The organism is Roseibium sp. 10G30-5 (genome assembly GCF_055809635.1).
Genome location: NZ_CM147918.1, coordinates 1,649,545 through 1,673,023 on the forward strand (window position 1 = coordinate 1,649,545; position 23,479 = coordinate 1,673,023).

At 56.2% G+C, this 23,479-nt stretch carries 24 protein-coding genes and 1 pseudogene; 1 reads left to right on the top strand and 24 read right to left on the bottom strand.

The genetic code is table 11. The features are described from left to right. Positions 1–4 precede the first annotated feature (4 nt). From AC0L7U_RS08330 to ruvC, 23 genes and pseudogenes are all read right to left on the bottom strand, one after another. The gene (locus tag AC0L7U_RS08330) at positions 5–517 is read right to left on the bottom strand and encodes a hypothetical protein (protein WP_473695240.1); all 513 of its coding nucleotides are present in this window, start codon (positions 515–517) and stop codon (positions 5–7) included. Beyond that, on the bottom strand, positions 477–2,036 hold the full coding sequence (locus AC0L7U_RS08335; RefSeq protein ID WP_473695242.1) for a hypothetical protein: 1,560 nt from the start codon (positions 2,034–2,036) through the stop codon (positions 477–479). Before AC0L7U_RS08335 ends, AC0L7U_RS08330 begins: the two co-directional genes overlap by 41 nt. Before the next feature lie 250 nt (positions 2,037–2,286). Then, a complete protein-coding gene (locus AC0L7U_RS08340; RefSeq protein WP_473695244.1) occupies positions 2,287–3,582 on the bottom strand; it encodes an adenylosuccinate synthase in 1,296 nt (431 codons plus the stop codon). 254 nt (positions 3,583–3,836) lie between these two features. Continuing rightward, positions 3,837–4,985: a phosphoserine transaminase gene (locus AC0L7U_RS08345; protein ID WP_473695246.1), complete on the bottom strand. Its 1,149-nt coding sequence runs from the start codon at positions 4,983–4,985 to the stop codon at positions 3,837–3,839. A gap of 206 nt (positions 4,986–5,191) precedes the next feature. Beyond that, a complete protein-coding gene (locus AC0L7U_RS08350) occupies positions 5,192–5,419 on the bottom strand; it encodes an outer membrane protein (RefSeq protein WP_473695248.1) in 228 nt (75 codons plus the stop codon). Beyond that, on the bottom strand, positions 5,322–5,951 hold the full coding sequence (locus AC0L7U_RS08355) for an outer membrane protein (protein ID WP_473695250.1): 630 nt from the start codon (positions 5,949–5,951) through the stop codon (positions 5,322–5,324). The genes AC0L7U_RS08350 and AC0L7U_RS08355 overlap by 98 nt, the downstream gene beginning before the upstream one ends. A 294-nt stretch (positions 5,952–6,245) precedes the next feature. After that, positions 6,246–7,589, bottom strand: coding sequence for a phosphoglucosamine mutase (gene glmM, locus AC0L7U_RS08360; RefSeq protein ID WP_473695252.1), 1,344 nt, complete (start codon positions 7,587–7,589; stop codon positions 6,246–6,248). Between the two features lie 170 nt (positions 7,590–7,759). Then, positions 7,760–9,679: pseudogene (ftsH, locus tag AC0L7U_RS08365) on the bottom strand (ATP-dependent zinc metalloprotease FtsH). A 279-nt stretch (positions 9,680–9,958) separates the two neighbouring features. Beyond that, positions 9,959–11,149: a tRNA lysidine(34) synthetase TilS gene (tilS, locus tag AC0L7U_RS08370; RefSeq protein ID WP_473695254.1), complete on the bottom strand. Its 1,191-nt coding sequence runs from the start codon at positions 11,147–11,149 to the stop codon at positions 9,959–9,961. A 125-nt stretch (positions 11,150–11,274) separates the two neighbouring features. Further along, positions 11,275–11,874, bottom strand: a complete 600-nt coding sequence (gene ybgF, locus AC0L7U_RS08375; RefSeq protein ID WP_473695256.1) for a tol-pal system protein YbgF — start codon at positions 11,872–11,874, stop codon at positions 11,275–11,277. A 556-nt stretch (positions 11,875–12,430) separates the two neighbouring features. Continuing rightward, positions 12,431–12,943 (bottom strand): peptidoglycan-associated lipoprotein Pal, encoded by a 513-nt coding sequence (gene pal / locus AC0L7U_RS08380; protein WP_473695258.1) that lies wholly within the window; start codon positions 12,941–12,943, stop codon positions 12,431–12,433. Positions 12,944–13,082: 139 nt separating this feature from the next. Next, entirely contained in the window at positions 13,083–14,402 is a 1,320-nt protein-coding gene (gene tolB / locus AC0L7U_RS08385) for a Tol-Pal system beta propeller repeat protein TolB (RefSeq protein ID WP_473695715.1), read from the bottom strand. A gap of 64 nt (positions 14,403–14,466) precedes the next feature. Further along, positions 14,467–15,543, bottom strand: coding sequence for an energy transducer TonB (locus tag AC0L7U_RS08390; protein WP_473695260.1), 1,077 nt, complete (start codon positions 15,541–15,543; stop codon positions 14,467–14,469). Between the two features lie 69 nt (positions 15,544–15,612). Next, positions 15,613–16,071: a protein TolR gene (gene tolR / locus AC0L7U_RS08395; RefSeq protein WP_473695262.1), complete on the bottom strand. Its 459-nt coding sequence runs from the start codon at positions 16,069–16,071 to the stop codon at positions 15,613–15,615. Positions 16,072–16,075: 4 nt separating this feature from the next. Further along, positions 16,076–16,783: a protein TolQ gene (gene tolQ, locus AC0L7U_RS08400; RefSeq protein WP_473695264.1), complete on the bottom strand. Its 708-nt coding sequence runs from the start codon at positions 16,781–16,783 to the stop codon at positions 16,076–16,078. Between the two features lie 265 nt (positions 16,784–17,048). Beyond that, on the bottom strand, positions 17,049–17,501 hold the full coding sequence (ybgC, locus tag AC0L7U_RS08405) for a tol-pal system-associated acyl-CoA thioesterase (protein WP_473695266.1): 453 nt from the start codon (positions 17,499–17,501) through the stop codon (positions 17,049–17,051). A gap of 106 nt (positions 17,502–17,607) precedes the next feature. Then, on the bottom strand, positions 17,608–17,748 hold the full coding sequence (locus AC0L7U_RS08410; RefSeq protein ID WP_473695268.1) for a hypothetical protein: 141 nt from the start codon (positions 17,746–17,748) through the stop codon (positions 17,608–17,610). 4 nt (positions 17,749–17,752) lie between these two features. Further along, the gene (locus AC0L7U_RS08415) at positions 17,753–18,211 is read right to left on the bottom strand and encodes a methyl-accepting chemotaxis protein (RefSeq protein WP_473695270.1); all 459 of its coding nucleotides are present in this window, start codon (positions 18,209–18,211) and stop codon (positions 17,753–17,755) included. After that, positions 18,153–19,691, bottom strand: coding sequence for a HAMP domain-containing protein (locus AC0L7U_RS08420; protein WP_473695272.1), 1,539 nt, complete (start codon positions 19,689–19,691; stop codon positions 18,153–18,155). The genes AC0L7U_RS08415 and AC0L7U_RS08420 overlap by 59 nt, the downstream gene beginning before the upstream one ends. A 124-nt stretch (positions 19,692–19,815) precedes the next feature. After that, on the bottom strand, positions 19,816–20,850 hold the full coding sequence (gene ruvB / locus AC0L7U_RS08425; RefSeq protein ID WP_473695274.1) for a Holliday junction branch migration DNA helicase RuvB: 1,035 nt from the start codon (positions 20,848–20,850) through the stop codon (positions 19,816–19,818). Beyond that, positions 20,840–21,082: an endonuclease gene (locus AC0L7U_RS08430; protein ID WP_473695276.1), complete on the bottom strand. Its 243-nt coding sequence runs from the start codon at positions 21,080–21,082 to the stop codon at positions 20,840–20,842. The genes ruvB and AC0L7U_RS08430 overlap by 11 nt, the downstream gene beginning before the upstream one ends. Then, complete coding sequence (gene ruvA, locus AC0L7U_RS08435; RefSeq protein WP_473695279.1) at positions 21,082–21,699, bottom strand: Holliday junction branch migration protein RuvA; 618 nt, start codon at positions 21,697–21,699, stop codon at positions 21,082–21,084. The genes AC0L7U_RS08430 and ruvA overlap by 1 nt, the downstream gene beginning before the upstream one ends. Next, positions 21,696–22,205: a crossover junction endodeoxyribonuclease RuvC gene (gene ruvC / locus AC0L7U_RS08440; protein ID WP_473695280.1), complete on the bottom strand. Its 510-nt coding sequence runs from the start codon at positions 22,203–22,205 to the stop codon at positions 21,696–21,698. Before ruvC ends, ruvA begins: the two co-directional genes overlap by 4 nt. A gap of 99 nt (positions 22,206–22,304) precedes the next feature. Between ruvC and AC0L7U_RS08445 the strand changes: the two genes are divergently transcribed. Next, on the top strand, positions 22,305–23,066 hold the full coding sequence (locus AC0L7U_RS08445; protein ID WP_473695282.1) for a TSUP family transporter: 762 nt from the start codon (positions 22,305–22,307) through the stop codon (positions 23,064–23,066). 41 nt (positions 23,067–23,107) lie between these two features. Here AC0L7U_RS08445 and AC0L7U_RS08450 read toward each other — a convergent pair whose 3' ends face one another. Continuing rightward, positions 23,108–23,422, bottom strand: coding sequence for a MazG-like family protein (locus AC0L7U_RS08450; protein ID WP_473695284.1), 315 nt, complete (start codon positions 23,420–23,422; stop codon positions 23,108–23,110). Positions 23,423–23,479 lie beyond the last annotated feature (57 nt).

The window sequence follows — 23,479 nt, forward strand, 5'->3', positions numbered from 1 at the left end:
CAGATCACTCGGCCAGTCTCCTGGCCAGTGTGCGGACAAGACGATGCCAGAAACCTATTTCCGCCAGGACAGCTAATGCCTTGTCAAAGGCCTCAGAACCGGTCTTGCCCTTTTCAAGCGTCAGGATACCGCGCTTTCCATTGCCATAAAGCATGGGAATATCGATCCAGCCGCGGTCCCTCAGAAGCGAAAGATTGCGCTGTTGCTCGGAATCGATGTTCGACAAGGCAATCCAGAAATATTTTGGCGAAACCTTCACGGAGGCGCCAATCAGAGCATCGCCGCGCGCCTCTTCCGTCGGCTTCATCACCAGACCCGGAACATTCACCACATCACCCGGCCCAAAATCCTTGGGCAGCTCGAAGCGGATTTCAACAAGATGGCTGGCCGGCAAGGAACCGTCATCATTCTTCTTGATCTGAATGTTGACGGTGACATTCCGCTCCGGAATGCTCGCCTTGGCGATCAGGATCGGTTCATTCTTGTTCTTGGTCTGCTCCAGGCATCCAGGCGACATTGCCGCGGGCAGCGGTGCCGGATCCGTCCTTGCCTTCGCCTTCTTCATACAGAATAGCGCGCTGCTGGCCGGCCACAGGCTCACTGTCTTCGACCGATCCATTGGCAGCCTTCAAGGTCGCCAAACCGCTGGTGATCGATTCTGCACTGGCAGCAGCAGAGCCGTCGTCGTCATCAGTCGCAGACCCACCGTCCTGAGCATCCGCTGCGCTGGTGTCATTGCGCACTTCCGAAGACGAGGTTGTATCGCCGGTCGTACCTGGACGAATGGTCGTGGTTGTCACGGTACGTGCATCAGGCGCTGCAGCAGGCTCACCGCTATCATTCAGAAGCCGGTCTTCGATCTTGCCGGACTTATCATCCCCAGCCGTTGTGTCACTCAAATCGGTCGGCATCGCCGTGTTTGGAGACGCGGCAGGTGTCTGCTCAGCCGTTTCTTCCTGCGCTGGCGCCATGATCTCGGACACCAGATCACTCTGACTGTAGACAATCACACCGATCCCGCCAAGGATCAGCAGCAACACCACAACGAGGAACAACGGACCTGTCTTGGACTTCTGTCGTTCGCCTTTACGTGAACGTGCAGGCGCGGACTTAACATCAGAGTTGCGCCGTGTCGCCCCTTCGCCCTGAGCGCGACTGACACCATCGAAAGACGATGCATCAGACGCCTCATAGGGGCGCTGCGGCTGCTCCGCACCAAAAGATGGTTCGATAGCAGCATGCGCTTCCTTGCCGGTGCGGCTGGTGCTGCGTGGTATCGAAACCTCATCATCGCTACCACCGAAAACCGGTTCGCGGCGGTAATCAGGCTTCCCGGCAGCCGACATGCTGGACGACAGGGCCGTGGAATTTTTCGACTGCGCTGGTTCAACGTGGGTTTCGTGCTCGATCTCCGCTTCGCGCGAAAATGTTTCCTGCTCAGGCTCTTCATGCACACCAGGCAATTCTGCGGCATGGTAGCCACGTTCATCGTAGTCTGACACATCCGGCTCATGAAGATCATCATCATACTGATATGCTTCAGAAGCGCGCCCATAGGCTGGACGGTCTTCGGGCGCAGGCCGCGTCGGCTCGGCACGCTCTCTGGCACCATATCGGGCCGCGGCATTTCCGTAATCCTCGGCAGGGGAACGGGCATATGAACCGGGAGCGGGAGCCGCTGGGGCAACCGGAGCATCCGGGGCCCGTCTTGGGGCGCTGAGCTGCGGAGCCACGGGCGGTGCGCTCAACGCAGGCTGGCTGGCCGAAGATGCGCTGGCACCGCTTCCACGCGCAGGAGCGGACGGACGCCGCATCGAGAGGCTTGCACGGGCAGCTTCCGCCTCAACCTTGCGAATTGCCTCCTCCAGCCTGAGCTGTTCAGCGGTGATTTCAGAAGGAGAAAGCGGCGGTTCGTAGGCTTTCAGCTGATTGACGATTGCATTGCGGGCACGACTGTAGACGCTCCGCCGCGATCCACCGTTGTTCTCCGGCAAGGATTCAATCGTTCGCTTCAAAATTGAATAATAGTCAGCCATATTCCTGCCCGTTGGCCGTATGTATGCTTTTGCGCACGCCCCTTAATAAGGCATATACCATGTTTTTCTGAGCGCGAAGCCCTCGCAATCGTCTCAAGGTGTCTCAAAACAGCGAGAAGTTGGCCCGAAGAGGGCAAACATGCGAAAATACGCAAGTTTCAAGAAGAAAATATCGTTTTTTCAAGAAGATGGTCGGCAGGATCACGAAGAACCCTGCCGACACGCCCAGCCAGAAGGCTGGGGATAGTTCTTATTGATCGTGAAAGGGATTCTGAACCAGAATCGTGTCTTCCCGCTCTGGACTGGTCGACAACATCGCCACTGGCGCCTCGATCAGCTCTTCCACAAGGCGAACGTATTTCACGGCCTGTGCCGGCAACTGGGCCCAGCTGCGCGCGCCTTCCGTGGTTTCCTTCCAGCCCGGCAGAGTTTCATAAATCGGAATCACACGATCCTGCGCGCCCTGAGAGGCTGGCAGATAATCAATGCGTTCTCCATCCAGCTCATAGGCAACGCAGATCTTGATTTCGTCCAGACCATCAAGAACGTCAAGCTTGGTCAGAGCAATGCCGCTGATGCCAGAGGTTTTGACCGTCTGACGTACGAGAACCGCATCAAACCAGCCACAGCGACGCTGACGACCGGTGACCGTACCGAATTCGTGCCCCTTGGTGCCCAGGAACTCACCAACTTCATTTTTCTGTTCGGTCGGGAAAGGGCCCTCGCCCACACGCGTCGTGTACGCCTTGGTGATCCCAAGAACATAATCCAGAGCATTCGGACCCAACCCACATCCCGCAGCAGCCTGACCGGCCACCGTGTTGGAGCTGGTCACGAAAGGGTAGGTGCCATGGTCAATATCCAGAAGCGCGCCCTGTGCGCCCTCGAACAGAATGCGCTTGCCGTCTTTCTTGGCCTGATCCAGCAAACGCCAGACCGTATCCATATACGGCAGGATCTCGTCTGCAACACTGGCCAGCTCTTCGAAAATGACTTCCGGTGAGATCGGCTCCTGATCAAGCCCACGACGCAGCGCATTGTGGTGCGCCAACAGACGGTCAATCTTTGCCGGAAGCGTCTTGAGGTTTTTCAGATCCATCAGCCGAATGGAGCGGCGACCAACCTTGTCTTCATACGCCGGACCGATACCGCGCTTCGTCGTGCCAATGCGTGTGCCGGTATTGGAATTCTCGCGCAGCGCATCCAGTTCACGATGCAGCGACAAAATCAGCACGACATTATCGGCAATACGCAGGTTGGCCGGGGAGATCTCTACGCCCTGCTCACGCAGGCGCGATGCCTCATTGACGAAGGCATGTGGATCGAGAACCACGCCATTGCCGAGTACAGACAGTTTGCCCTTGCGCGCCACACCGGAGGGAAGCAGCGACAGCTTGTAGCTGACACCGTCGATCACCAGCGTATGGCCGGCATTGTGCCCACCCTGAAAGCGTGCGACGACGTCAGCCTGCTCAGACAGCCAGTCGACGATCTTGCCCTTACCCTCGTCACCCCACTGCGACCCAACGACAACCACATTGGCCATTGCTTGAAAGCTCTCCTAAAGCGGTTATTCTTCAATACCGCTCTCAGGCGGCAGAACACAGATATCCCCGGAGCGTCAGCGCCCGAGGCAAACGCGGCGGACTATAGACTTTCGAACACAAACTTGCGACCCCTATTCGGGATTTTTAAATCGCGCTCGAAGTCTTTGACGCTTTAGAAATTTTATTCTTTAAATTCAATTTATTAGCACCTCCACCGAGACAAGCATCGAGCGACGTCAACACTTAACTTGCCTCAAGCAGGCGTCTGAAGATCAGCCGACAAGGTTGCAAAGGCCCAGTCGAGCCATCCGACAAGAGCAACCACATCGTTCGTCTCAACCGTAGCCCCGGTCCAGATCCGCAAGCCACTGGGCGCATCACGGTGTGACCCGATATCAAGCGCCACCCCTTCGCTTTCCAGCAGCTTCACCATGCGCTTGACAAAAGCGGCACGATCATCAGCGTCCAGTGCCAGGATCGCTGGATCAACCACTTTGAGGCAAACCGACGTATTGGAACGTGTCTCTTTCGTCTCTGCCAGAAAATCGACCCAGGGTGTCTGCGCAACCCAACCTTCAATGGCCGCCAGACTTGCATCCGCACGTTCCCTCAACGCCGTCAAACCGCCCAGCGACTTGCCCCACCTGAGCGTGTCCAGATAATCTTCCACACACAGCATCGAGGGCGTGTTGATGGTTTCGCCGTGAAAAATTCCCTCGATCAGCTTACCGCCTTTTGTCATGCGGAAAATCTTTGGCATCGGCCAGGACGGTGTATGGCTTTCGAGACGCTCAACAGCGCGCGGCGACAGGATGAGCATGCCGTGAGCCGCCTCCCCACCCATGGCTTTTTGCCAAGAAAACGTCACCACATCGAGCTTGGAAAACTCCAGATCCTGCGCAAAGGCCGCCGATGTTGCATCACAGATTGTCAAGCCAACCCGATCAGACGGGATCCAGTCGGCATTCGGCACACGAACCCCTGCCGTCGTGCCGTTCCAGGTGAAGACGACATCGTGATCGAAATTCACCGCACTCAGATCCGGCAGGTGGCCGTAAGGGGCCTCAAGCTTGCGCATGACTGGCAAGCGCAACTGGTTGATGACATCGTTCACCCACCCAGCCCCGAAGCTTTCCCAAGCCATCATGTCGACAGGGCGGGGGCCAAGCAGAGACCACAAGGCCATCTCGACAGCCCCCGTATCAGAAGCAGGCACAATACCGATCCGATACTCCGCTGGCACCTGGAGAACCTCTCGAGTCAGCGAAATAGCTTCTGCCAGTTTTTCCTTGCCGAGATCAGAGCGATGCGAGCGACCAAGTGCAGCATCTTGCAGCGCCGCAAGTGACCAGCCTGGACGCTTGGCGCAAGGACCCGAAGAAAAATTGGGGTTATCCGGCACTGGTGACCGGCTTCACGATCTCGACAGTCATTCTATTCTTGCCCTTAAACTGGCGGCGCGAAAATATGCGTCCGCTCGCTTTGGATAGGACTCTTGAAGAAACAGGTCAAATACAAAGACCCGACAACCTTGTGACCGATACAAACAAAAAAGAAGCCGGATGTCAGAGACACCCGGCCGCAGGCAAAAAGGAATATATAGTCAGATCAGAAATTGCTGCTGATCGGCTGATCGTTGAAGCCTGACGGTGCAACGTAGCTGTCGAACTGGTATCGCATACCGATCCGAACTTCCTGGGCAGCAAGCCCCTTGTATTCGATGCGTGAGTTCCCTGCGTCAAAGATCTTGACGGTCTTGGCCGTACCCATGCTCTTGTACTGGTAGCTGGCGTCGATGCTCCAGTTCGGCGTCAGCGCATAGGATGCACCGGCCATCAGAGCCCATGGCCAGATTCCACTCACCGTTGGACCCGCCATAAGGAATGTCCGTGCCTGTGTTGTTGGAGATCTGGTCCTTGGTATTGACATAAGCCACACCGATACCAGCACCCACATAAGGCGTCAGATTGTGCCAGGTGCCGATGTCATAATAACCATTGAGCATCAACGTCCAGACATCGATTTTAGCACGCTCGGTTGAATACGAGTTAGTACCACAACTTGCGCGACACGGAGACCGCCCGCTGACCTTCGCCGGCGTTTCATAATCCAGCGTCAAGTCGGTGCGGAACCTGTCATTGAACTTGTACCCGACACCGACACCCGCCATCCAGGCATCGTCCATGTCTTCATGCGTAAACCGCAGATCACCAGTTGTGGAACTGTTGTAGTCCCCACTTGGATCATCATACAGCTTGTACCCAACGTCGCCACGCAGATACCAGCCACCTGCAGCAGGCACAGGTGCAACATAATTGATTTGTGGCGCGGGCAAATCCGCCGCATAGGCGGACGAAGAAAGTATCAAGAACGCGCCGACGCTAAACAGACGTCGCAAAAACATAGTATGAGCCTTCCGTAACGACACCCCAGAAATTGGGTTCACAACTCTCGCTAGAAGAGATCATTGTCAAAAATATTTAATTCTGTATTAACCCAAGTCTTTAACCCAGAATATTTACCTTTAAAATTCCTTACCTTCAGCTTACGTCAGAAAGATCTTGGTAAAACATGTTAACGGCACAAAAACGCCGGATCCTTTCCAAGACCCGGCGAGATAAAACACCATTGAACAATATTGTTCAGAGAACAACTCTCTGAATCACGCAGCACTGCTCGACAAAACACCAACAATATCAGAGACAACAGAGCGAACGAGATGATCATCGTCTCCCTCTGCCATAACGCGGATCAACGGCTCGGTCCCCGATGCCCGGATCACCAGGCGGCCCTGACCGTTCAGTCGACCTTCGCCATCTGCAATAGCTTCCTTAACGTTTGCAAGCTGCAGAGGCTGACCACCGCTGTAGCGAACATTCTGCAAAATTTGTGGCACACGCTCAAACCGCCGACAAACTTCAGACGCAGGAGCGCCATGATCCTTGATGCAGGCAAGAATTTGCAAAGCCGCAATCAGTCCATCACCGGTTGTGGCAAAGTCCGACAGGACGATGTGGCCTGACTGTTCACCCCCAACATTAAATCCTTCAGCTCGCATCCGCTCAACGACGTAGCGGTCACCAACCTTGGTGCGCGCCAGCTCAAGACCCAGCGACCCCAGATAGCGCTCCAGACCCAAGTTCGACATCACCGTCGCAACGATCCCTGGGCGGGACAAACGGTCATTCGCATGCCAGAACTGAGCAATCACCGCCATCAACTGATCGCCGTCAACTTCCTCGCCCTTTTCGTCGATAATGATCAGGCGGTCCGCATCACCGTCCAGCGCGATACCAACGTCGGCACGCACTTCATGCACCTTTTCAGCCAGCGCAGCTGTTGAGGTGGAGCCGCAGTCCTTGTTGATGTTGTATCCATCCGGGGTGACCCCCATCGTCACCACATCTGCACCCAGCTCCCACAGCGCTTCAGGGGCAACTTTATAGGCAGCACCATTTGCACAGTCGACAACCACGCGCAGGCCTTCAAGGCTCATCTCGCGGGGCAAGGTGCGCTTGGCAAACTCAATATAGCGCTCTTGTGCACTTTCGACGCGCTTGGCACGCCCAAGGTCCGAGGCCACCGACAATTGCGGCGCCAATTCAGTTTCCATCAGGCTTTCGATTTGCCGCTCGACGTCATCACTCAGCTTGAAGCCATCGGGCCCGAAAAACTTGATGCCATTATCTTCAAACGGATTGTGCGAGGCAGACACCATGACGCCAAGGTCGGCCCGCAACGACCGGGTCAACATGGCAACTGAGGGCGTAGGCATCGGCCCCAGCAGCATGACATCCATTCCAACAGAGGTAAAACCAGCCACCAGTGCATTCTCCAGCATATAGCCAGACAAGCGCGTGTCCTTGCCAATCACAACGCGATGCCGATGCAGCCCGTTCTTGTAGGCCAGGCCTGCAGCCATGCCGACACGCATCGCCATTTCGGCGGTCATCGGATAAACATTGGCTCGTCCACGGATACCATCCGTCCCAAAAAACTTGCGCATCGGTTAATCGATCCTTGCTCGTCGCATTTCAAACGTCGCGGGTATGCGTCTTGTATCGTGAACCACCGGTAAACGCGCTTCAAAAAATATATTGCTTTGTTACGCAGAACGCAAAAATGCCCGGACGGATCCGGGCATTCTCAAACGTCTCAGTGATGGAAAATCAGGCCTCAGGGCTGAGGTTCCATGCCGCCACTGGCTTCGCTCTCTCCGCGCTTGGTGCCCGTGGGCGGAACAGCAGAGGAACGGCCAACCGGCTGATCGTCATCGGTATCACGTACGGGCGGCTTGCCGTCCAGCAGATCCTTGATCTCCACGCCGGACAGCATTTCATATTCGAGCAAACCCTGCGCAATGGTATGAAGCTGATCTTCAAACTCGGTCAGAATCGCCTTTGCAGTCTCATATCCGGTGTTGACGAAGGTCTTGATTTCCGCATCAACAATCTGCTGGGTCTCGTCGGCAACACTTTGATTGCGACCGACAGAATGGCCCATGTACATCTCTTCCTGGTTGTCGCCATAAAGCAGCGGCCCCAACTTGTCGGACATACCGTATTGCGTGGCCATAGCCCGCGCCAGCTTCGTCGCCATCTGGATATCACCAGAGGCTCCAGACGTGACTTTCTCGTAACCGAAAATCATTTCCTCGGCCACACGGCCACCCATCGCAACAGCCAGATCGGCCTTGCACTTGGCACGTGTCAGCGAAACCTGATCCTTCTCCGGAAGGCGCATGACCATACCCAACGCACGTCCACGCGGAATGATCGTCGCCTTGTGGATCGGATCAGACGCTGGCTGATGCAAAGCCACCAGAGCATGACCAGCTTCATGATAAGCCGTCAGCTTCTTTTCTTCTTCGGTCATGACCAGCGTGCGGCGTTCCGCACCCATCATCACCTTGTCTTTGGCATCTTCGAACTCGGCCATCATCACCAGCCGCTTCGACCGGCGGGCAGCCAGAAGCGCTGCCTCATTGACGAGATTCATCAAATCCGCACCCGAGAAACCAGGCTGTGCCACGTGCCAATGTCTTGACATCGACATCGGGAGCCAACGGCACCTTGCGCATGTGGACCTTGAGGATCTTTTCACGGCCAGTGATGTCCGGATTAGGAACAACGATCTGACGGTCAAAACGGCCCGGTCGCATCAGCGCCTTGATCAAGAACGTCAGGACGGTTGGTCGCAGCAATGATGATGACGCCTTCGTTGGCTTCAAAACCATCCATCTCCACCAGCAACTGGTTCAAGGTTTGCTCGCGCTCATCATTGCCACCGCCCATACCGGCACCACGGTGACGACCGACGGCATCAATTTCATCAATGAAGATGATGCAAGGAGCATTTTTCTTGGCCTGTTCGAACATGTCGCGCACACGACTCGCACCAACACCCACGAACATTTCAACGAAATCAGACCCGGAGATGGTGAAAAATGGCACATTTGCTTCACCAGCCACGGCTCTCGCCGTAAGCGTCTTCCCCGTCCCCGGAGGGCCGACAAGCAGAACACCACGGGGAATACGACCACCAAGACGCTGGAACTTTTGCGGATCCCGCAAAAACTCAACAATTTCCTGAAGATCTTCCTTGGCTTCGTCAATGCCGGCGACATCTTCAAATGTCACCCGTCCATGCGCTTCGGTCAGCAGCTTGGCCTTGGACTTGCCAAAGCCCATTGCCTTGCCACCAGACCCCTGCATCTGACGCATCACAAAAATCCAGATCCCGAGAATGATGATCATCGGCAACCAGTAAATCAGGGCAGTCAACAACGATGAGCGCTCGGACGGCGGACGCGCGGTGATCTGAACACCCTTGTCGCGGAGCTGCTTGAGATAAGTTGAAGCCCCTTCAGGCGCATAACTCTTGAAGGTGCCACCAGTGTTGTAATGACCGGAGACCTGCTGCTGCTGAATAATAACGTCGCGAACCTCACCTCGATCGACCTGGTTCAGAAACTGCGAGAACGCGACCTCATTGGAGGCGGTCTGCTGGCCAGCGACTTTGAAACAGCTGAAAGAGCGCGATCAACAGCAGTGCGATGATCACCCAGAGTGCGAAGTTGCGAAAATTTGCGTTCATTTCGATCCCTTGTCCGCCCGAGCGGCGACTAGCACGGGTTTTCTTCCTTATGACAAAGATAGGTTGCTTGTAGGCCTCTGCCAAGGCGGTGACGTGTTCTACCGTACCTCCTTTGACTTTTTCTTAAGAGAAAGTGCATCCACAGCCCTTGCAGACCCCGCCAAGGCCAGAGTTGCGAAACCTTGAGAAACTCTGGTGTGTCATGGCACCAGCGCTTCACACATCACACGTTTGGCGAGACCTGCCTGCTTCAGCTTCTCACGTCAAGTCACCATCCAGTCAGGTCAAACGTTCAATCAGCCCCAAGAGTTGCCTCTGATGTGCACCCTGCAAGGGGTCGGTGGCTTTTTGAAGGCCCGGCACCACCAGCAACCCCGCATCATTCCAGAGCGCCGGTGCGCGCTGAAATGCAATCTTCGGCCAGTCACGTGGAACATCCAACTCTGTGCTGACAACTGGGGCCTGAGCCAGGGCACCAAGATGCAGATCATCAGAGATCATTTCCTTGTGAGCGGCATGCGTCAAGCGCAAGCAAAACCGCCGGTCCCAGACGAAATCGCCGCCGCTTAGATAGTCGGCGACACGAACTGTCTCCGGCGGCACCCGCCCCATCTCGCGCCAAACAGCAACATGCCCAGCGTGAAGTGCAAATTCAGCCCCTCCGAGCGACTGCCGGACGGCATCGCTGCGCAAGGCCTCAGACACCGCTTCAAGCTTAACCAGACGAGGTGTTTGAACCTGCCCCGTAACTTGACGGATCAAGCGCGCAAGAAGACGTAGCCGCACTTCATCGGGCAGCGTGTCAAGCACGGAAAAAGGCAGTCGGACCGGGCCTGCCGGATGAACCTCTAATGCTGAGGCCAACACTTGATCAACCCAGACGTCAATCGCAGCCCCTGCCCGGTGAAGCCGAAAAATGGTTTCAGTCAGGCGCGCCTGCGACAAACCCTCACGGCGCAGATCCTCCGCGACCCGGCGAAGGCGTGAACGTTTGTAGGATCGATTACGGTTGCTTGGATCTTCGCACCAGCCCTGCCCGCGCTGCCGAAGAAATGCCACGAGCGCGGCTCGTTCCACGGTGAGCAAAGGCCGCAACAGATGCAGCCCGCAAGGGCCATGTGGCTCGTCGGCAGCCATACCACCTAGGCCGTAAACACCACTCCCTCGCGTCAACCGATCCAGAAACGTCTCGGTCTGGTCGTCAGCATGGTGGCCAAGCAGCAGCCGAGTTGCCCCGAAAGCCGTCATCGCGGCACCAAGCAACTGATACCGGGCGCTGCGTGCTTCTGCCTGCCGGTTGCTCTCGGGCTTCGGACCGTCCCACGTCAGGATCTGATGAGGCAAACCAAGACGCTGCGCAATTTGAGCGACAAAGGCTGCTTCTGCACCGCTTTCAGATCGAAGCTGATGATCAACGGTGAGAACCACAGCCCGCCCGGTCCAGCGAGACCGCTCCTTCCAGAGTCGCAAAGGCCATCAGAAGAGCGATTGAATCAGCTCCTCCCGAAACAGCCAGCGCAACCGCTCCCTGATCCAAAAGACCCTCAAAAAGATGGATCAAGTCACCCTCAGGCAAAGAGAACCCCTCCTGCCAGTCAGGTACAGCGATTGCGCTGGCTTTCCTTACGCGCTTTTTCCAAGGTCGCAGGAGCAGCGCCCGGGAACTTGGTCACAAGCTCCGAGAATGTGGCACAAGCTGCCTGCTTTTCTCCCAACCCTTCAAGCGACAAACCCAGCTTCAGCAAACTGTCTGTTGTCTTTTCGCTGTCCGGATGGTCCGTGTATGCCTTGAGAAAGGCGTCCGCCGCATCCTTGTAATTCTTCTGCGCGAAATAACTCTCGCCCAGCCAATATTGCGCGCTCGCCGCCAATTTGTCGTCGGGATACTGCGCAACAAAAATCTTGAACTCACGCTCTGATGTTTTGTAGTCGCCGTTCACAGCCTTGTTGTAAGCATTGTTGTACAGTTCTTTTGGCGGCAAATTAGATGTTTCAGCTGTGGCCGTGCCATCCGAGCTGCCTTGATCATCCGTCATATCGAACCCGGAATCGCTGCCACCGCCGCCAGAGGCGAGTGTGGACAAGTCAATCGGAGCGCCATTGCCGCCGGTGTCATCCTGATTGGGGTTGTTGCTCGACCATTCGTCCTGATCGGAATTGCTTTGGCTTGCAGCGCGTTGGGTACTCGCAGACACCGCAGCGGTCTCGGACGCCCCACTGTTCTGCCTGTAGTGCTGCCAGCATCAGAGCGCTTGCCCGGTTTATTTCCTGCACCATTTGAACCACCGGCACCGTTGCCCTCAAGCTGATCAAACCGGTATTCGTTATCGGATTGCGTACGGCGCAATTCATCCTGCAACTGACGCACCTGATGCGACAACTCTTCGATCTTGCCCGTCATCGTGCGCATGCGGTCTTCAAGCTGATTCAGCCGAAGACCTGTATCATCCCCAGTCGATGCCTTGTGACCGAAAAACTGGGCTTGGGAAGGCGTCGCAAAGACAAGCGCGACTGCCGCCACAGATACAAGGAGCTTGTAGCTCCGCAAACTCGCCATGATTACCTCCAGAAAAACCAGATCTGCCGATCATTGAATGATTTCGGCAAGGAATAGCACAAGGCCACTTGGAGTTCGGCCAAAATTTGGCAGTGCGGCATTTTTCCCGTTGTTGGCGGGAAATAAAACAAGAAAAGGGGCGTTGCCGCCCCTTTTCCGCCTGAGATCAGATTTGCGTGATCAAAAATGATCGCTTAGTTGCCGCCCCGCAGAACGGTGACTGCACGACGGTTCTGCGACCAGCAGCTTTCGTTGTCACACACAGCGATCGGGCGTTCTTTACCGTAAGAGATCGTCTTGATACGCGATGCGGCAATACCGCGCGACACGAGATAGTCACGCACCATTTCGGAACGACGAGCGCCCAGCGCCAGGTTATATTCACGCGTTCCACGCTCATCGGCATGACCTTCAATGGTGATGCCATAGTTGGAGTATTTACCCAGCCACTGAGCCTGCTTGTCGAGAATCGAACGGGCTTCAGAGCTCAGGGTCGTCTGGTTTTCCAGGAAGTGAACGCGGTCACCGACGTTAACGGCAAAATCCTGGCTGGACCCACGCGGGACATTGGCGTTCATGCCATTGGCACCACCATTGGCACCATTCATGTTGCCGCGATCAGTCGACGCACAGGCGGCGACCATCAGGACGGCACCCAGAACGGCAACAAATCGCATGCCGCGCAAAATTTTCGTTACTTCGAACATTTTTCAATTCTCCTTGACCTCTCCGATTTGCGGCGAGGATTTTGGTCTGTCTCATCTTGGTCGGGGACCACCGAACACGCGCTTTCACAAGTGCATCGGTTCCCCCACCCTCTTCACAGGAGGAGGGTGGAATTACACATCAATCTATCAGCGGCGACCACGATGGGTCAGACGCAAAGGCGGGTGTCGGAATCCGTTGCTCATTGTAACCGGTGAGGTCCACCGTCCAGAGCTGCGGCCCCCCGTTGGCACCCGGAGTGTCACGGAAGAAGGTGATCACGCGACCATTGGGGGCCCACGCCGGACCTTCGTTGTGATAGCCTTCGGTCAGAATACGTTCACCGCTTCCATCGGGCTTCATAATGCCGATCATGAAACGCCCCTTATGCTGCTTTGTGAAGGCAATGAGGTCTCCACGCGGCGACCAGACCGGCGTCGAATAAAGACCGGGACCAAACGAGATCCGGTGCTGATTGCTGCCGTCCTCGTTCATGACGTAGAGCTGCTGCGAGCCGCCACGGTCGGATTCGAACACCACCTGCTTGCCATCCGGAGAGAAGGACGGGCTCGTATCAATGGCGGGCGTATCCGTCAGTCGGGTCGTCTTGCGCGACCGCAGGTCCATTTCATAGATATTGGCATTGCCACCCTGTTGCAGGCTCATCACCACATCCTGACCGTTAGGAGAGAACCTTGGTGCAAACGTCATGCCGGGGAAGTTTCCGACAATCTCGCGCTGACCTGTTTCAATATTCAACAAATAGACGCTCGGCTCCGACCCACCATAGGACATGTAGGTGATTTCCTGAGAACTGGGCGAGAAACGCGGCGTCAGAACCAGATTGGCGCCCTTGGTCAGGTAGCGCACATTAGCTCCGTCCTGATCCATGATTGCCAGACGTTTGACGCGTTTGTTCTTTGGTCCGGTCTCGGCGATGAAGGCGATACGGGTATCAAAATAGCCTTTTTCACCCGTCAGACGCTGATAGATCGCATCCGCGATGATATGCGCCAGACGCCGCCAGTTGTCCGGTGTGGTATAGAACTGCTGGCCCAGCATCTGCTGCGAAGCAAAGATGTCCCACAAACGAAACTCTGCCCGCAGACGGCCATCGCCCTGACGCGTCACCGTGCCAGCGACCATGGCCTGCGCCCCGATCGTGCGCCAGTCGCCAAACCGCGGTTTGGTGGTGACGCCAATATTTTTCTGAATGTAGCTGGCCGGGTCCAGAGGTTTGAACAACCCGGACCGTTTGAGATCGGCCGAAATCACCGAGGTCATGTCGGCTGCCAACTTAGCATCCTCGCCCTCGCCGGAAAACGACGGCAAGGCGATCGGCATGGGCTCAACGTGGCCTTGTGTTACGTCGATCTCGACCAATGCAAAGGCCGGGGACGACGCCAATGCGCCAAACAGGGTCAACAGGCAAAGGGCGGCCACCGCTCGGAAACGGGACATGAAATAAGCGATACTATTCGCGTCACGCATTTTTGACATAGCTCCTTGCTTCCTCTGCAATGTCCTAACCGCCGAGGAGTTCACGGGGGTCAAAATTGATGATGACTTCTTTCCAGGCTTCATATTTGTCAGCCGGCAACTTGTAAGGCCCGCACCGCATCACCGCACGCACGGCGCTGCTCGACGCAGCCCGAAACGCCGGATTAGAACTGCTGTTGACGACCTGTGGTGAGCCGGTCACCTCGCCATTTTGAGACAACGAGAAACGAACCTTCACATCCAGCGTGTCGGCTCCCACCGCACCAATCGGCGGGTTCCAGCAGCGGGCAATCTGTCCGCGCAAGGCATCCAGCTCGGACATGGTCATCTTGACGTTTTCCTCGCCCGTATGGCTCCCCAGCGACGCTGGTTGCTTCGACTGGTCAGGCGAACCGCCTTCAGGCTGAACCTTGTTCAAAAGGGCAGCAATCTGGTTCGGACTGAAATCGTCTTTCTTCTTCTGCTCTTCCGGCGGCTTGCGCGTCGTGTCTTCCTTCGGCTTCGGCGGCGCGGGCTTGCTCATCGGCATCGTGTTGGTGCGGATGGGTTGCGGCTTCGCCTCCTCGGCCTTGGCAACCTTGGTCTCTTCCGTCTTCGGCGTCTCGGGCTTTTCCTCGGCCTTTTTCTCTGGCGGCTTCTTCTCGTCCGGCGTCTTTTCCTTCGGAGCATCCGCTGGCGCCGGATCCGGTGCTTTCTCAGGTGCTGGCGGTGTCGCAGCCGTCTTCACCGGTTTGGCAGGTTCCACTTTCGGCTCTGCTTTTGCAGGCTCAGGCGCCGGTTTGGCGGGTTCCGCCTTTGCCGGCTCTGGTGCAGGCTTCGGCGGTGTCTGCTTCGGCGCAGGCTTTTCAGGCTGCTTCTGAGGTTCAGGAGCCGGTTGCGGCGCGGGCGGCGGTTGCCGTTGTGCCTTCTGGTCTCCCGGCGTCTTCGCAGCTTCTTCAGATTTTTTCGGCGGCGTCTTGGTCGTTTTCAGCGCCCCCTTGTCCAGAATCTTCGTCTCGGTCTTCTCACCCTTCTGAAGTTTCGTGAACTCGTCGATTGGCACCAGGTCGACAGGCATCGACTCGACCGGTTTGACATTAAACCGCTCGGCGTCTGGGAGCACGATCACCCCCCACAACAATATGGCCGCGTGCCCAACAAGGGACGCCATGAGACCTGCGCGCATATGCCGTTACTGATCCTGTTTATTCTGCAGTGTCACAAGGCCGAGGCGCTTGAACCCTGCTGCATTGATCCGACCCATGATCTCCATCATCGTACCGTAGTCCGCATCCTTGGACCCACGGACATAGATACGTTCATTGTAGCCGTTCTTGGCAATCGCCTTGAGCTTGGGAACGACCTGATCGACCGCAAGCTCTGTGTCCTGAATGTAGATCTGCCCCTTGGAATCGACCGAAATCGTGATCGGCTCCTTATCCCCTTCCAGCGCCTTGGCCTGAGTCTTCGGCAAATCAATCGGCACTCCGACTGTCAACAGAGGGGCCGACACCATGAAGATGATCAACAGCACGAGCATGACGTCAACAAATGGCGTCACGTTGATTTCGCTCATCGGCTGATGGCGACGGCGTCGGCGACCTCGCCGACCCCGGCCTGCACCTGCTCCGGCGCCCGTCTGCATGGCCATGGGATCAGGACCTTTCGTCTATCTGACGCGACAGGATGGCGGTGAACTCGTCCGCGAAAGCTTCCATCCGGCCGATCGTTCTCGACACGTCGGAGGACAGCTTGTTGTAGGCGATAACCGCCGGAATGGCCGCCAGAAGACCCAACGCCGTAGCGAACAAGGCTTCCGCAATCCCCGGCGCCACAACTGCAAGATTGGAACTCTCCGAACTCGCAATGGCCTGGAATGCGGTCATGATACCCCAAACCGTACCGAAAAGGCCAATGAAAGGACCCGCAGACCCAACGGTGGCTAGCACGAGCAGTCGGCTCTCAAGCCGCTCCGCCTCGCGTTGGATAGTGACATCCATCACCCGATCGATGCGCTGTTGCAGGCTGGCAATGGCCGGACGCGCGCCTTCGTGGCTGCGCTTCCATTCGCGCATCGCAGCGACGAACAAGGCCGCCATACCGTGATTGGTTCGGCTTTGCAGCGTACCGTATAATTCTTCCAGCGACTGGCCCGACCAGAACACGGTCTCAAACCGGTTCATCTGACGGCGTGTGCGAGAGAAAAGCATGAGTTTGTCGACGATGATCGCCCAACACCAGACGGAAGCGCCCAGCAGTCCAACCATGACGATTTTGACAACGATATGCGCTTCCCAGAACAGGGAAAAAAACGAAATGCCGCCGCCAGGACTGGATAGCGTCGATTGGACGAGGTCATTCATGAAACTATAGCCCTCTTGGCCGTGTGTATTGCTGATAGTTTTCCGAAGCGGAGTTTCAGGGTCCCCGCATCAAAGGACTCCAGATCCAAAGTCTCTGTGACGGTCGATTTTGGCAAAACTGGGACCCGATACAGACTTTAGATTACCGCCCAAGAGAATCAATTAAGGTTACTGGAAGCTTAAGAGCATCAGTATTTATTGGAATAAATGTGACTGCCTCGTTTAGGGCAGCATTCATCCTTGGCACCAAAACGGCGGGAAGTCGTCATTTTTCACGGAGATAATCAACAAGAAGCGCAAGAACGTCAGCAGGCAGGCGGACCGGGCGATTTTGATCGGAAATGACTGCGACCGACAAATCAGCCTGCACAAGTATTTCTCCGTCACGCACAATTTCTTGCTGCATGATCAGGCGAGCGCCCCGAGCAGACACCAAAACCGTGCGCACCTCGAGAAGATCGTCGATGGTTGCAGGCCTGAAAAATTCCAGATCCAGCTTGCGCACAGCGAAGACAATGGAACCGTCTTCGCGCAATTGCAATTGCTGATGTTGCACTCCGGCGAGACGCAGAAAGTCAGATCGTCCACGTTCAAAGAACCGAACATAGGAGCCATGATAAACGACGCCGGTGAAATCGGTGTCTTCATAATAGACCCGCACCGGGAGCACATGCACTCCCGCATCAAGATGTCCGGCAAGATCCGGCCAAGTCGCCATGAGCAAGGTTCCCATTGTCATTTGTTTCCCTTGCCGGGCATATCAGACAGCCCCTTCGAGGTGCAAACAACAAACGGCCCTCACAATGCCAACGCCAGTTCCCGGATCAAACTGCGGCCACGTCGCGCAAGAAACTTTCAACGGACACATTCATCCTTTCGGCCTGTGCTTTCACCGTCTCCATTGCCTGTGTCATTTCGGCAATCGCCGTCGAATTCTCGTTGATGTCATGATTCAGAATACTCACCGCCTCAGACACCTGCATGGAGCCCGCCGCCGCCTGTGGTAATGTTACTGGTGATCTCGTTCGTGGCATAACCTTGCTGGCGTACAGCGTCTGCGATTGTCTCACTATAGGCACTGACGTCTTCCATCGATGTGGAAACGCGCTGGATCTCTTCGACAGCTGTCGCCGTAGACGATTGGATTGCCGAAATCTGTGAAGAAATTTCGCCCGTCGCTCGCGCGGTTTGCTCAGACAGGCTTTTGACTTCCGATGCCACAACGGCAAATCCTTTGCCCGCCTCGCCTGCGCGGGCGGCTTCGATAGTCGCATTCAATGCCAGAAGATTGGTCTGCGCCGCAATATCCGAGATGAGCGACACGACATCGCCAATCTTGCTAGCGGCCTGCGCCAAGCCCGCGACCTTATCATTGGAAGCCTGCGCGGTGGCCGCTGTGCTGGCAACGATCTCTGCCGAACTCGTCACCTGTCGAGTGATTTCGCCGATTGAAGCATTCAACTCTTCCGTCGCCGACGCCACCGCCTGCACATTGGAAGATGTATCGGCAGCATTCTTTTCCGATACAGTGCCCCGCTCCGCCGCCTGTATCCGACCGCTTGCTCAAATCAGCCGACAAATGGGACAAACGCTCCATATTGTCTTCAACCGACGACAGGATCGACTGAGCTTCCGCGCGAAAATGGCTGATAAGATCATCGACCTTTTCTTCCCGCCCCTTGCGCATTTCCACGTCTGTCTTTTGCAGGCCCGCCAAACGTTCTCGTTCCTGCGAATTTTCCTTGAAGATGGCAATACACCGCGCTAGGGCACCGATCTCATCGCTTCGGGTCAACGACGAAACCTCAACCGACAGATCTCCATCCGCCAGTTTACGCGTCGACGCCTCAAGGCTTGCCAATGGGGCAAACAAGCGCCGTGTCAGCCAGAGGATGAAAATCGCAACAGGAACAAGGCAAAGAATACCAACCCCCACGGCCATCAACGTGATGTGACGGGCTGGCGCCAGCAACTCGGTTTGACGAATGACTGTGAAAATCGCATAGGGCTTCCCCACAACAGAACCTTCGACACGAGTGAAATGGTAAGATTCACCATCGAGGTTCAGCTCTCCGGTCTTATCGTCAAACACCCCCATCGGCAGCAGTTTCCCCTCGGAACTGCCGAGCTTGACTGCCAAAAGCTGTCCTGCACTGTCCCGAAGCAAACCATGTTCGCTTGCCCCCATACCTGTATGGCGTGCAACGATGTCGATGATATTCTGTGTCTTGAGCCGAAGCCCTGCGACGCCGAAAAAACGATCCAGATAAAACACCGGTACCGCCATGACCAGCGACACCTCTCCTGAAGACGAGGTCACAAATCCGGAACTGACCAGACCAGAGCCTTTTTGCTTTGGATCGGGCTTGCTGTCGATCACAGATTGAATGGCGTTGGCCATCGGATTCCCGCTCAAGCTCGGATCATTGGCCTGCTGTGCGAACTCTGGACCTTTATTGTAGGTATAAAGAATATTGCCATTGGGATCGGACAAGGCCAGATCGGAAAACATGCTTTGCTGGAGATAATCGCCCACACTCGCCTGAACCGTCTCATGATTGCGAACGTAGAAATTTTTCACGCCCTCGGCGAGGTAGCGATATCGATCCGGAGCTTTTTCAGGATTATCGTCTATGAAAATCTTTCGCAGGATATTTGACTGATCCTGCTTCAGGTTCTTCCAGCCTACCGTCATTTTCATCAAGGCATTGCGGGCCTGCTCAAGAGAACTGAACAACCGTGTCTCGCTTCCGGCCTGGCGAAGCGTGAGATCCAGGATGGCGTTCTTCCCGGCCGTCGCCCCCATAAGCGCAGTGTTGGCCTGCATGACCGCTGCGCGCTGCGAGGCAAACGACGTGACTGCGATAATTGAAATGCAAAGGAACAGTGCTCCAACAAGAAACACCATGGACACTTTAATCGATAGACTTTTCCGCACAGCGCTCACCATTTTGACTTTTGCATAGTGTGAGCAGGGAAACAAAACAAAGATTTAACGCTGGGGCAGTTTAAGTAAAATACCGTATTATAGTTTACTCGTTAAAAAGACCTACCTGAACACTGTCCATCTTTTCAGGCACAGCCAGCCCCAAATGCTGAAAGGCGCGACGAGTCAACACGCGCCCCCGCGGCGTCCGCTGCAAAAAGCCAGACTGGATCAGATAGGGTTCGACGATTTCCTCGATGGCGTCGCGCGGTTCGGACAAGGCCGCCGCAATCGTCTCGATGCCCACAGGGCCGCCACCGAAATTGAGAGCAATCTGATTGAGATACCGCAGATCAAGGCTGTCGAGCCCTGCCGCATCAACCTCGAGTTGAGACAGCGCGCGATCCGCCAGCCCCCGATCCACCGTGTCAATTCCAGCAACCAGAGCAAAATCACGCACCCGACGCAGCAAACGACCGGCAATGCGCGGTGTGCCTCTGGACCGCTTGGCAATTTCATGAGCGCCATCCTCAGCCATGCCAATTCCCAGAATGCGCGCGCCGCGATTGACGATGTGCTCCAACTCGGGAACGGTGTAAAACTGCAACCGTACAGGAATGCCGAAACGATCTCTGAGTGGGGTCGTCAGCAATCCAAGGCGCGTGGTGGCCGCCACCAGTGTGAACCGGGCAAGATCAATCTTGACCGAGCGTGCCGCTGGTCCTTCGCCGATGATCAGATCAAGTTGATAATCCTCCATCGCGGGATAAAGCACTTCCTCGACGGCCGGGTTCAACCGATGAATTTCGTCGATGAACAAGACGTCACGCTCTTCCAGATTGGTGAGCAGCGCAGCAAGATCACCTGCCTTGGCGATCACCGGGCCGGAGGTGGCGCGAAAATTCACGCCCAACTCGCGCGCCATGATCTGCGCCAGCGTTGTCTTGCCAAGACCGGGAGGTCCGACGAACAGCACATGGTCCAGTGCTTCATTGCGCGACTTCGCCGCCTCGATAAAGATCTTGAGATTGGCCCGCGCTTTCGCCTGCCCCACGAATTCGTCGAGGCCTTGAGGACGCATCGTCGTATCAATTTCATCGCCGCGAATTTCCGGCGTCACGAGCCGCTTGTCATCCGACATGAGAGACCACCAGAATCAGGATTGCCACAAGCACCACGCAATAGACCATGCGGATGAGATTGTATTTGCGAAACTGCCGCCGCACATAGGGGTCATCGCTGATAATCCGCCGCCCCTTGACGGCAAACGAACAACCATCGACGGTCTGCGAAAAGCGATAGTCCAGATACAGCACGCCAAAAATAGACGACGTCAGAAACAGGATCGCAATCAACCCATACACAAAAACCATTATCGCGCGAGTTCCTTCAAACCAACCCGGATCAGAACTTCGGTTGTCGCGTCGTCGCCCTGCGACTGAACCGCCCGCGCCACCGCAGCACTTGCTTCTGCCTGAGCATAGCCGAGGTTGGTGAGAGCAGAAACAGCTTCCGCCACCGGCCGCCCGGAGACCGGATCCTGCGCTGCCTGCGACACGCTGATGGTGTCGCTGTCGACGCTTGCAAAGGCCGGAGCCTTTTCCCTGAGTTCTGCCAGGATGCGCTCTGCCACGCGTTTGCCCACACCCGGCGCACGCGAAATGGTTGCCTTGTCACTCAAGGCAATGGCATTGGCAATTTCGCTGGCCTTGAGGATCCCCAAGATAGCAAGAGCCACCTTGGCACCGACGCCCTGTACTGTCATCAGCAGGCGGAACCACTCGCGCTCCGCTTCATCATAAAAGCCATAGAGGCGAATCATATCCTCGCGCACGATAGTCTCAATGGACAGAACGGCTGGTTCGCCCGCCCGTGGCAATTGTTGCAAGATCCGCGAAGGACAATGCACCTGATACCCGACGCCATGCACATCAAGGATGACATAATCCTCGCCATAGCTGTCGATGGAGCCTCTCAGTTTTCCGATCATTTGGCCCCTGCCTGTGCCATACGCCCGGTTGTCGCGCTGCGGTGGTGAGCATGACAGATAGCGATGGCCAGCGCATCGGCTGCGTCATCGGAATTAAACGTTGCACGCGGCATGAGAACCTTCACCATCGCCCTGATCTGCTCCTTCTCGGCATGCCCGGTACCAACAACAGTCTTCTTGACCAGATTGGGTGCATATTCGGCGACAGTCAGCCCCGCCAGAGCAGGAACCAGCAGCGCAATACCGCGCGCTTGACCCAGCTTCAGCGTCGCCCCGGCATCCTTGTTGACGAATGTGTGCTCAACAGCCGCCTCCATCGGATCCGTACTGTCGAGCACAGACTGCAATCCGTCGTGCAACTGCACCAGGCGCTGTGCCAGATCTTTCTTGTTGTCGGAGGTTACGGTTCCCGACCCCAGAAACGTCAACTTGTTTCCAAGAACCTCAATCAAGCCCCAACCTGTGCGTCGCAGACCGGGATCGATGCCAATGATTCTGAATCGCATGTATCATAGAACAAACCGGTAACAAATAAGAAGCATTGACGCTAGCAGCATTGCATTCTATCGAAGGCTAACGCCCAGTTTTCAGGCTTTTATAATACCATGATCCGCCTTTTTGCCTTTGCGCCCCCAACGACGCTGATCGCGCTTGCGCTTGTTTTGCTCGTCGCGGGTTTCGTGCGCGGATTTGCAGGCTTCGGCGGGGCGATGATCTTCATGCCAGTGGCCGCCAGCCTGATCGCGCCGCAGATGGCTGCCGCAGGCTTTCTTATTCTCGATGGACTGATCGGCTTGCCACTGCTGGCCCGCGCAACCCGCGTCTGTCACTGGCGCTCGATCATTCCAGCCGCCGTCGCTGCTTTAATCTGCGTGCAGGCCGGAGCATGGCTTCTGGTGACTGCCGATGTGCTGTATTTACGTTGGTTTCTGTGCCTGATCGTGACGAGCCTGTTGCTTTTGCTCATCTCAGGCTGGCGATACAAGGGAAAGCCCGGCACAGCCGTCAGCTTTGGCGCCGGATCATTGGCAGGGTTTCTGGCAGGTGTCAGTCAGGTAGGTGGGCCACCGATGATTGCCTTCTGGCTGACAGGCAAGAACACCCCGGCCATCGTACGCGCAAATCTGATTGTCTATTTCACTCTGGCCAGCATCGGCACGGCGTTTGCCTATTTCCTGCAAGGCTTTTTCACCGCAAAGCTGATCGGCTTCCTGATCATCGGAGCGCCGAGTTATGCCCTTGGCCTGACCCTTGGTTCGCGCCATTTCGGGACGGCGGCTGAGAGCAGTTATCGCTGGGTGGCGTACACCCTGATCGCCCTGTCTGCGATCTCCAGCCTGCCACTGCTGGATAATGTCTTGCGATAAGGCTTTTCCGAGGGGGTGAACCTTGCGGCAAAGCACGGGCTTCAGCCCCGCGCCAGAGCGGCTTGCCATTTGCCTATCTTTGCGGAAAACAAGGCCTGCAGGGCGGACCGATACTCTTCCTCGCTGTCGCAAGTCTGCGCCAGAACCGACAGAGCGACAATAGCCGTATCGGCTGCCTCCTCACGCACATCGGCGCGGGTCAGCCCTTTGTAGCCTGACCCCGGCGCGCCCGTCGCACTCAGCACGGCTTGCGCCACTTCGCCCGCTTCCTCGCATAATTTCAGACTACGCTCTTGCAAGGTCTTCGCATCGCGCTGCGTTCCCTCGTAAATCTCAATCACCATTGCATCGAGCATGTCAAAGATCCTCATAAACAAAAAAGGCAGCCCCGATGTGAAACCGGGACTGCCTGA

Coding starts and splice junctions, on each gene's coding strand:
- AC0L7U_RS08335 (WP_473695242.1), bottom strand. CDS start 2,036: ATGGCTGACTATTATTCAATTTTGAAGCGAACGATTGAATCCTTGCCG.
- ybgC (WP_473695266.1), bottom strand. CDS start 17,501: ATGGCGACTTGGCCGGATCTTGCCGGACATCTTGATGCGGGAGTGCAT.
- glmM (WP_473695252.1), bottom strand. CDS start 7,589: ATGCGCAAGTTTTTTGGGACGGATGGTATCCGTGGACGAGCCAATGTT.
- tolQ (WP_473695264.1), bottom strand. CDS start 16,783: ATGAATGACCTCGTCCAATCGACGCTATCCAGTCCTGGCGGCGGCATT.
- ruvB (WP_473695274.1), bottom strand. CDS start 20,850: ATGTCGGATGACAAGCGGCTCGTGACGCCGGAAATTCGCGGCGATGAA.
- tolR (WP_473695262.1), bottom strand. CDS start 16,071: ATGGCCATGCAGACGGGCGCCGGAGCAGGTGCAGGCCGGGGTCGGCGA.
- AC0L7U_RS08350 (WP_473695248.1), bottom strand. CDS start 5,419: ATGGCCGGTGCATCCTATGCGCTGACGCCGAACTGGAGCATCGACGCC.
- AC0L7U_RS08430 (WP_473695276.1), bottom strand. CDS start 21,082: ATGGTTTTTGTGTATGGGTTGATTGCGATCCTGTTTCTGACGTCGTCT.
- ruvC (WP_473695280.1), bottom strand. CDS start 22,205: ATGCGATTCAGAATCATTGGCATCGATCCCGGTCTGCGACGCACAGGT.
- AC0L7U_RS08450 (WP_473695284.1), bottom strand. CDS start 23,422: ATGCTCGATGCAATGGTGATTGAGATTTACGAGGGAACGCAGCGCGAT.
- pal (WP_473695258.1), bottom strand. CDS start 12,943: ATGTTCGAAGTAACGAAAATTTTGCGCGGCATGCGATTTGTTGCCGTT.
- AC0L7U_RS08445 (WP_473695282.1), top strand. CDS start 22,305: ATGATCCGCCTTTTTGCCTTTGCGCCCCCAACGACGCTGATCGCGCTT.
- tolB (WP_473695715.1), bottom strand. CDS start 14,402: ATGTCCCGTTTCCGAGCGGTGGCCGCCCTTTGCCTGTTGACCCTGTTT.
- AC0L7U_RS08330 (WP_473695240.1), bottom strand. CDS start 517: ATGTCGCCTGGATGCCTGGAGCAGACCAAGAACAAGAATGAACCGATC.
- AC0L7U_RS08340 (WP_473695244.1), bottom strand. CDS start 3,582: ATGGCCAATGTGGTTGTCGTTGGGTCGCAGTGGGGTGACGAGGGTAAG.
- AC0L7U_RS08420 (WP_473695272.1), bottom strand. CDS start 19,691: ATGGTGTTTCTTGTTGGAGCACTGTTCCTTTGCATTTCAATTATCGCA.
- ruvA (WP_473695279.1), bottom strand. CDS start 21,699: ATGATCGGAAAACTGAGAGGCTCCATCGACAGCTATGGCGAGGATTAT.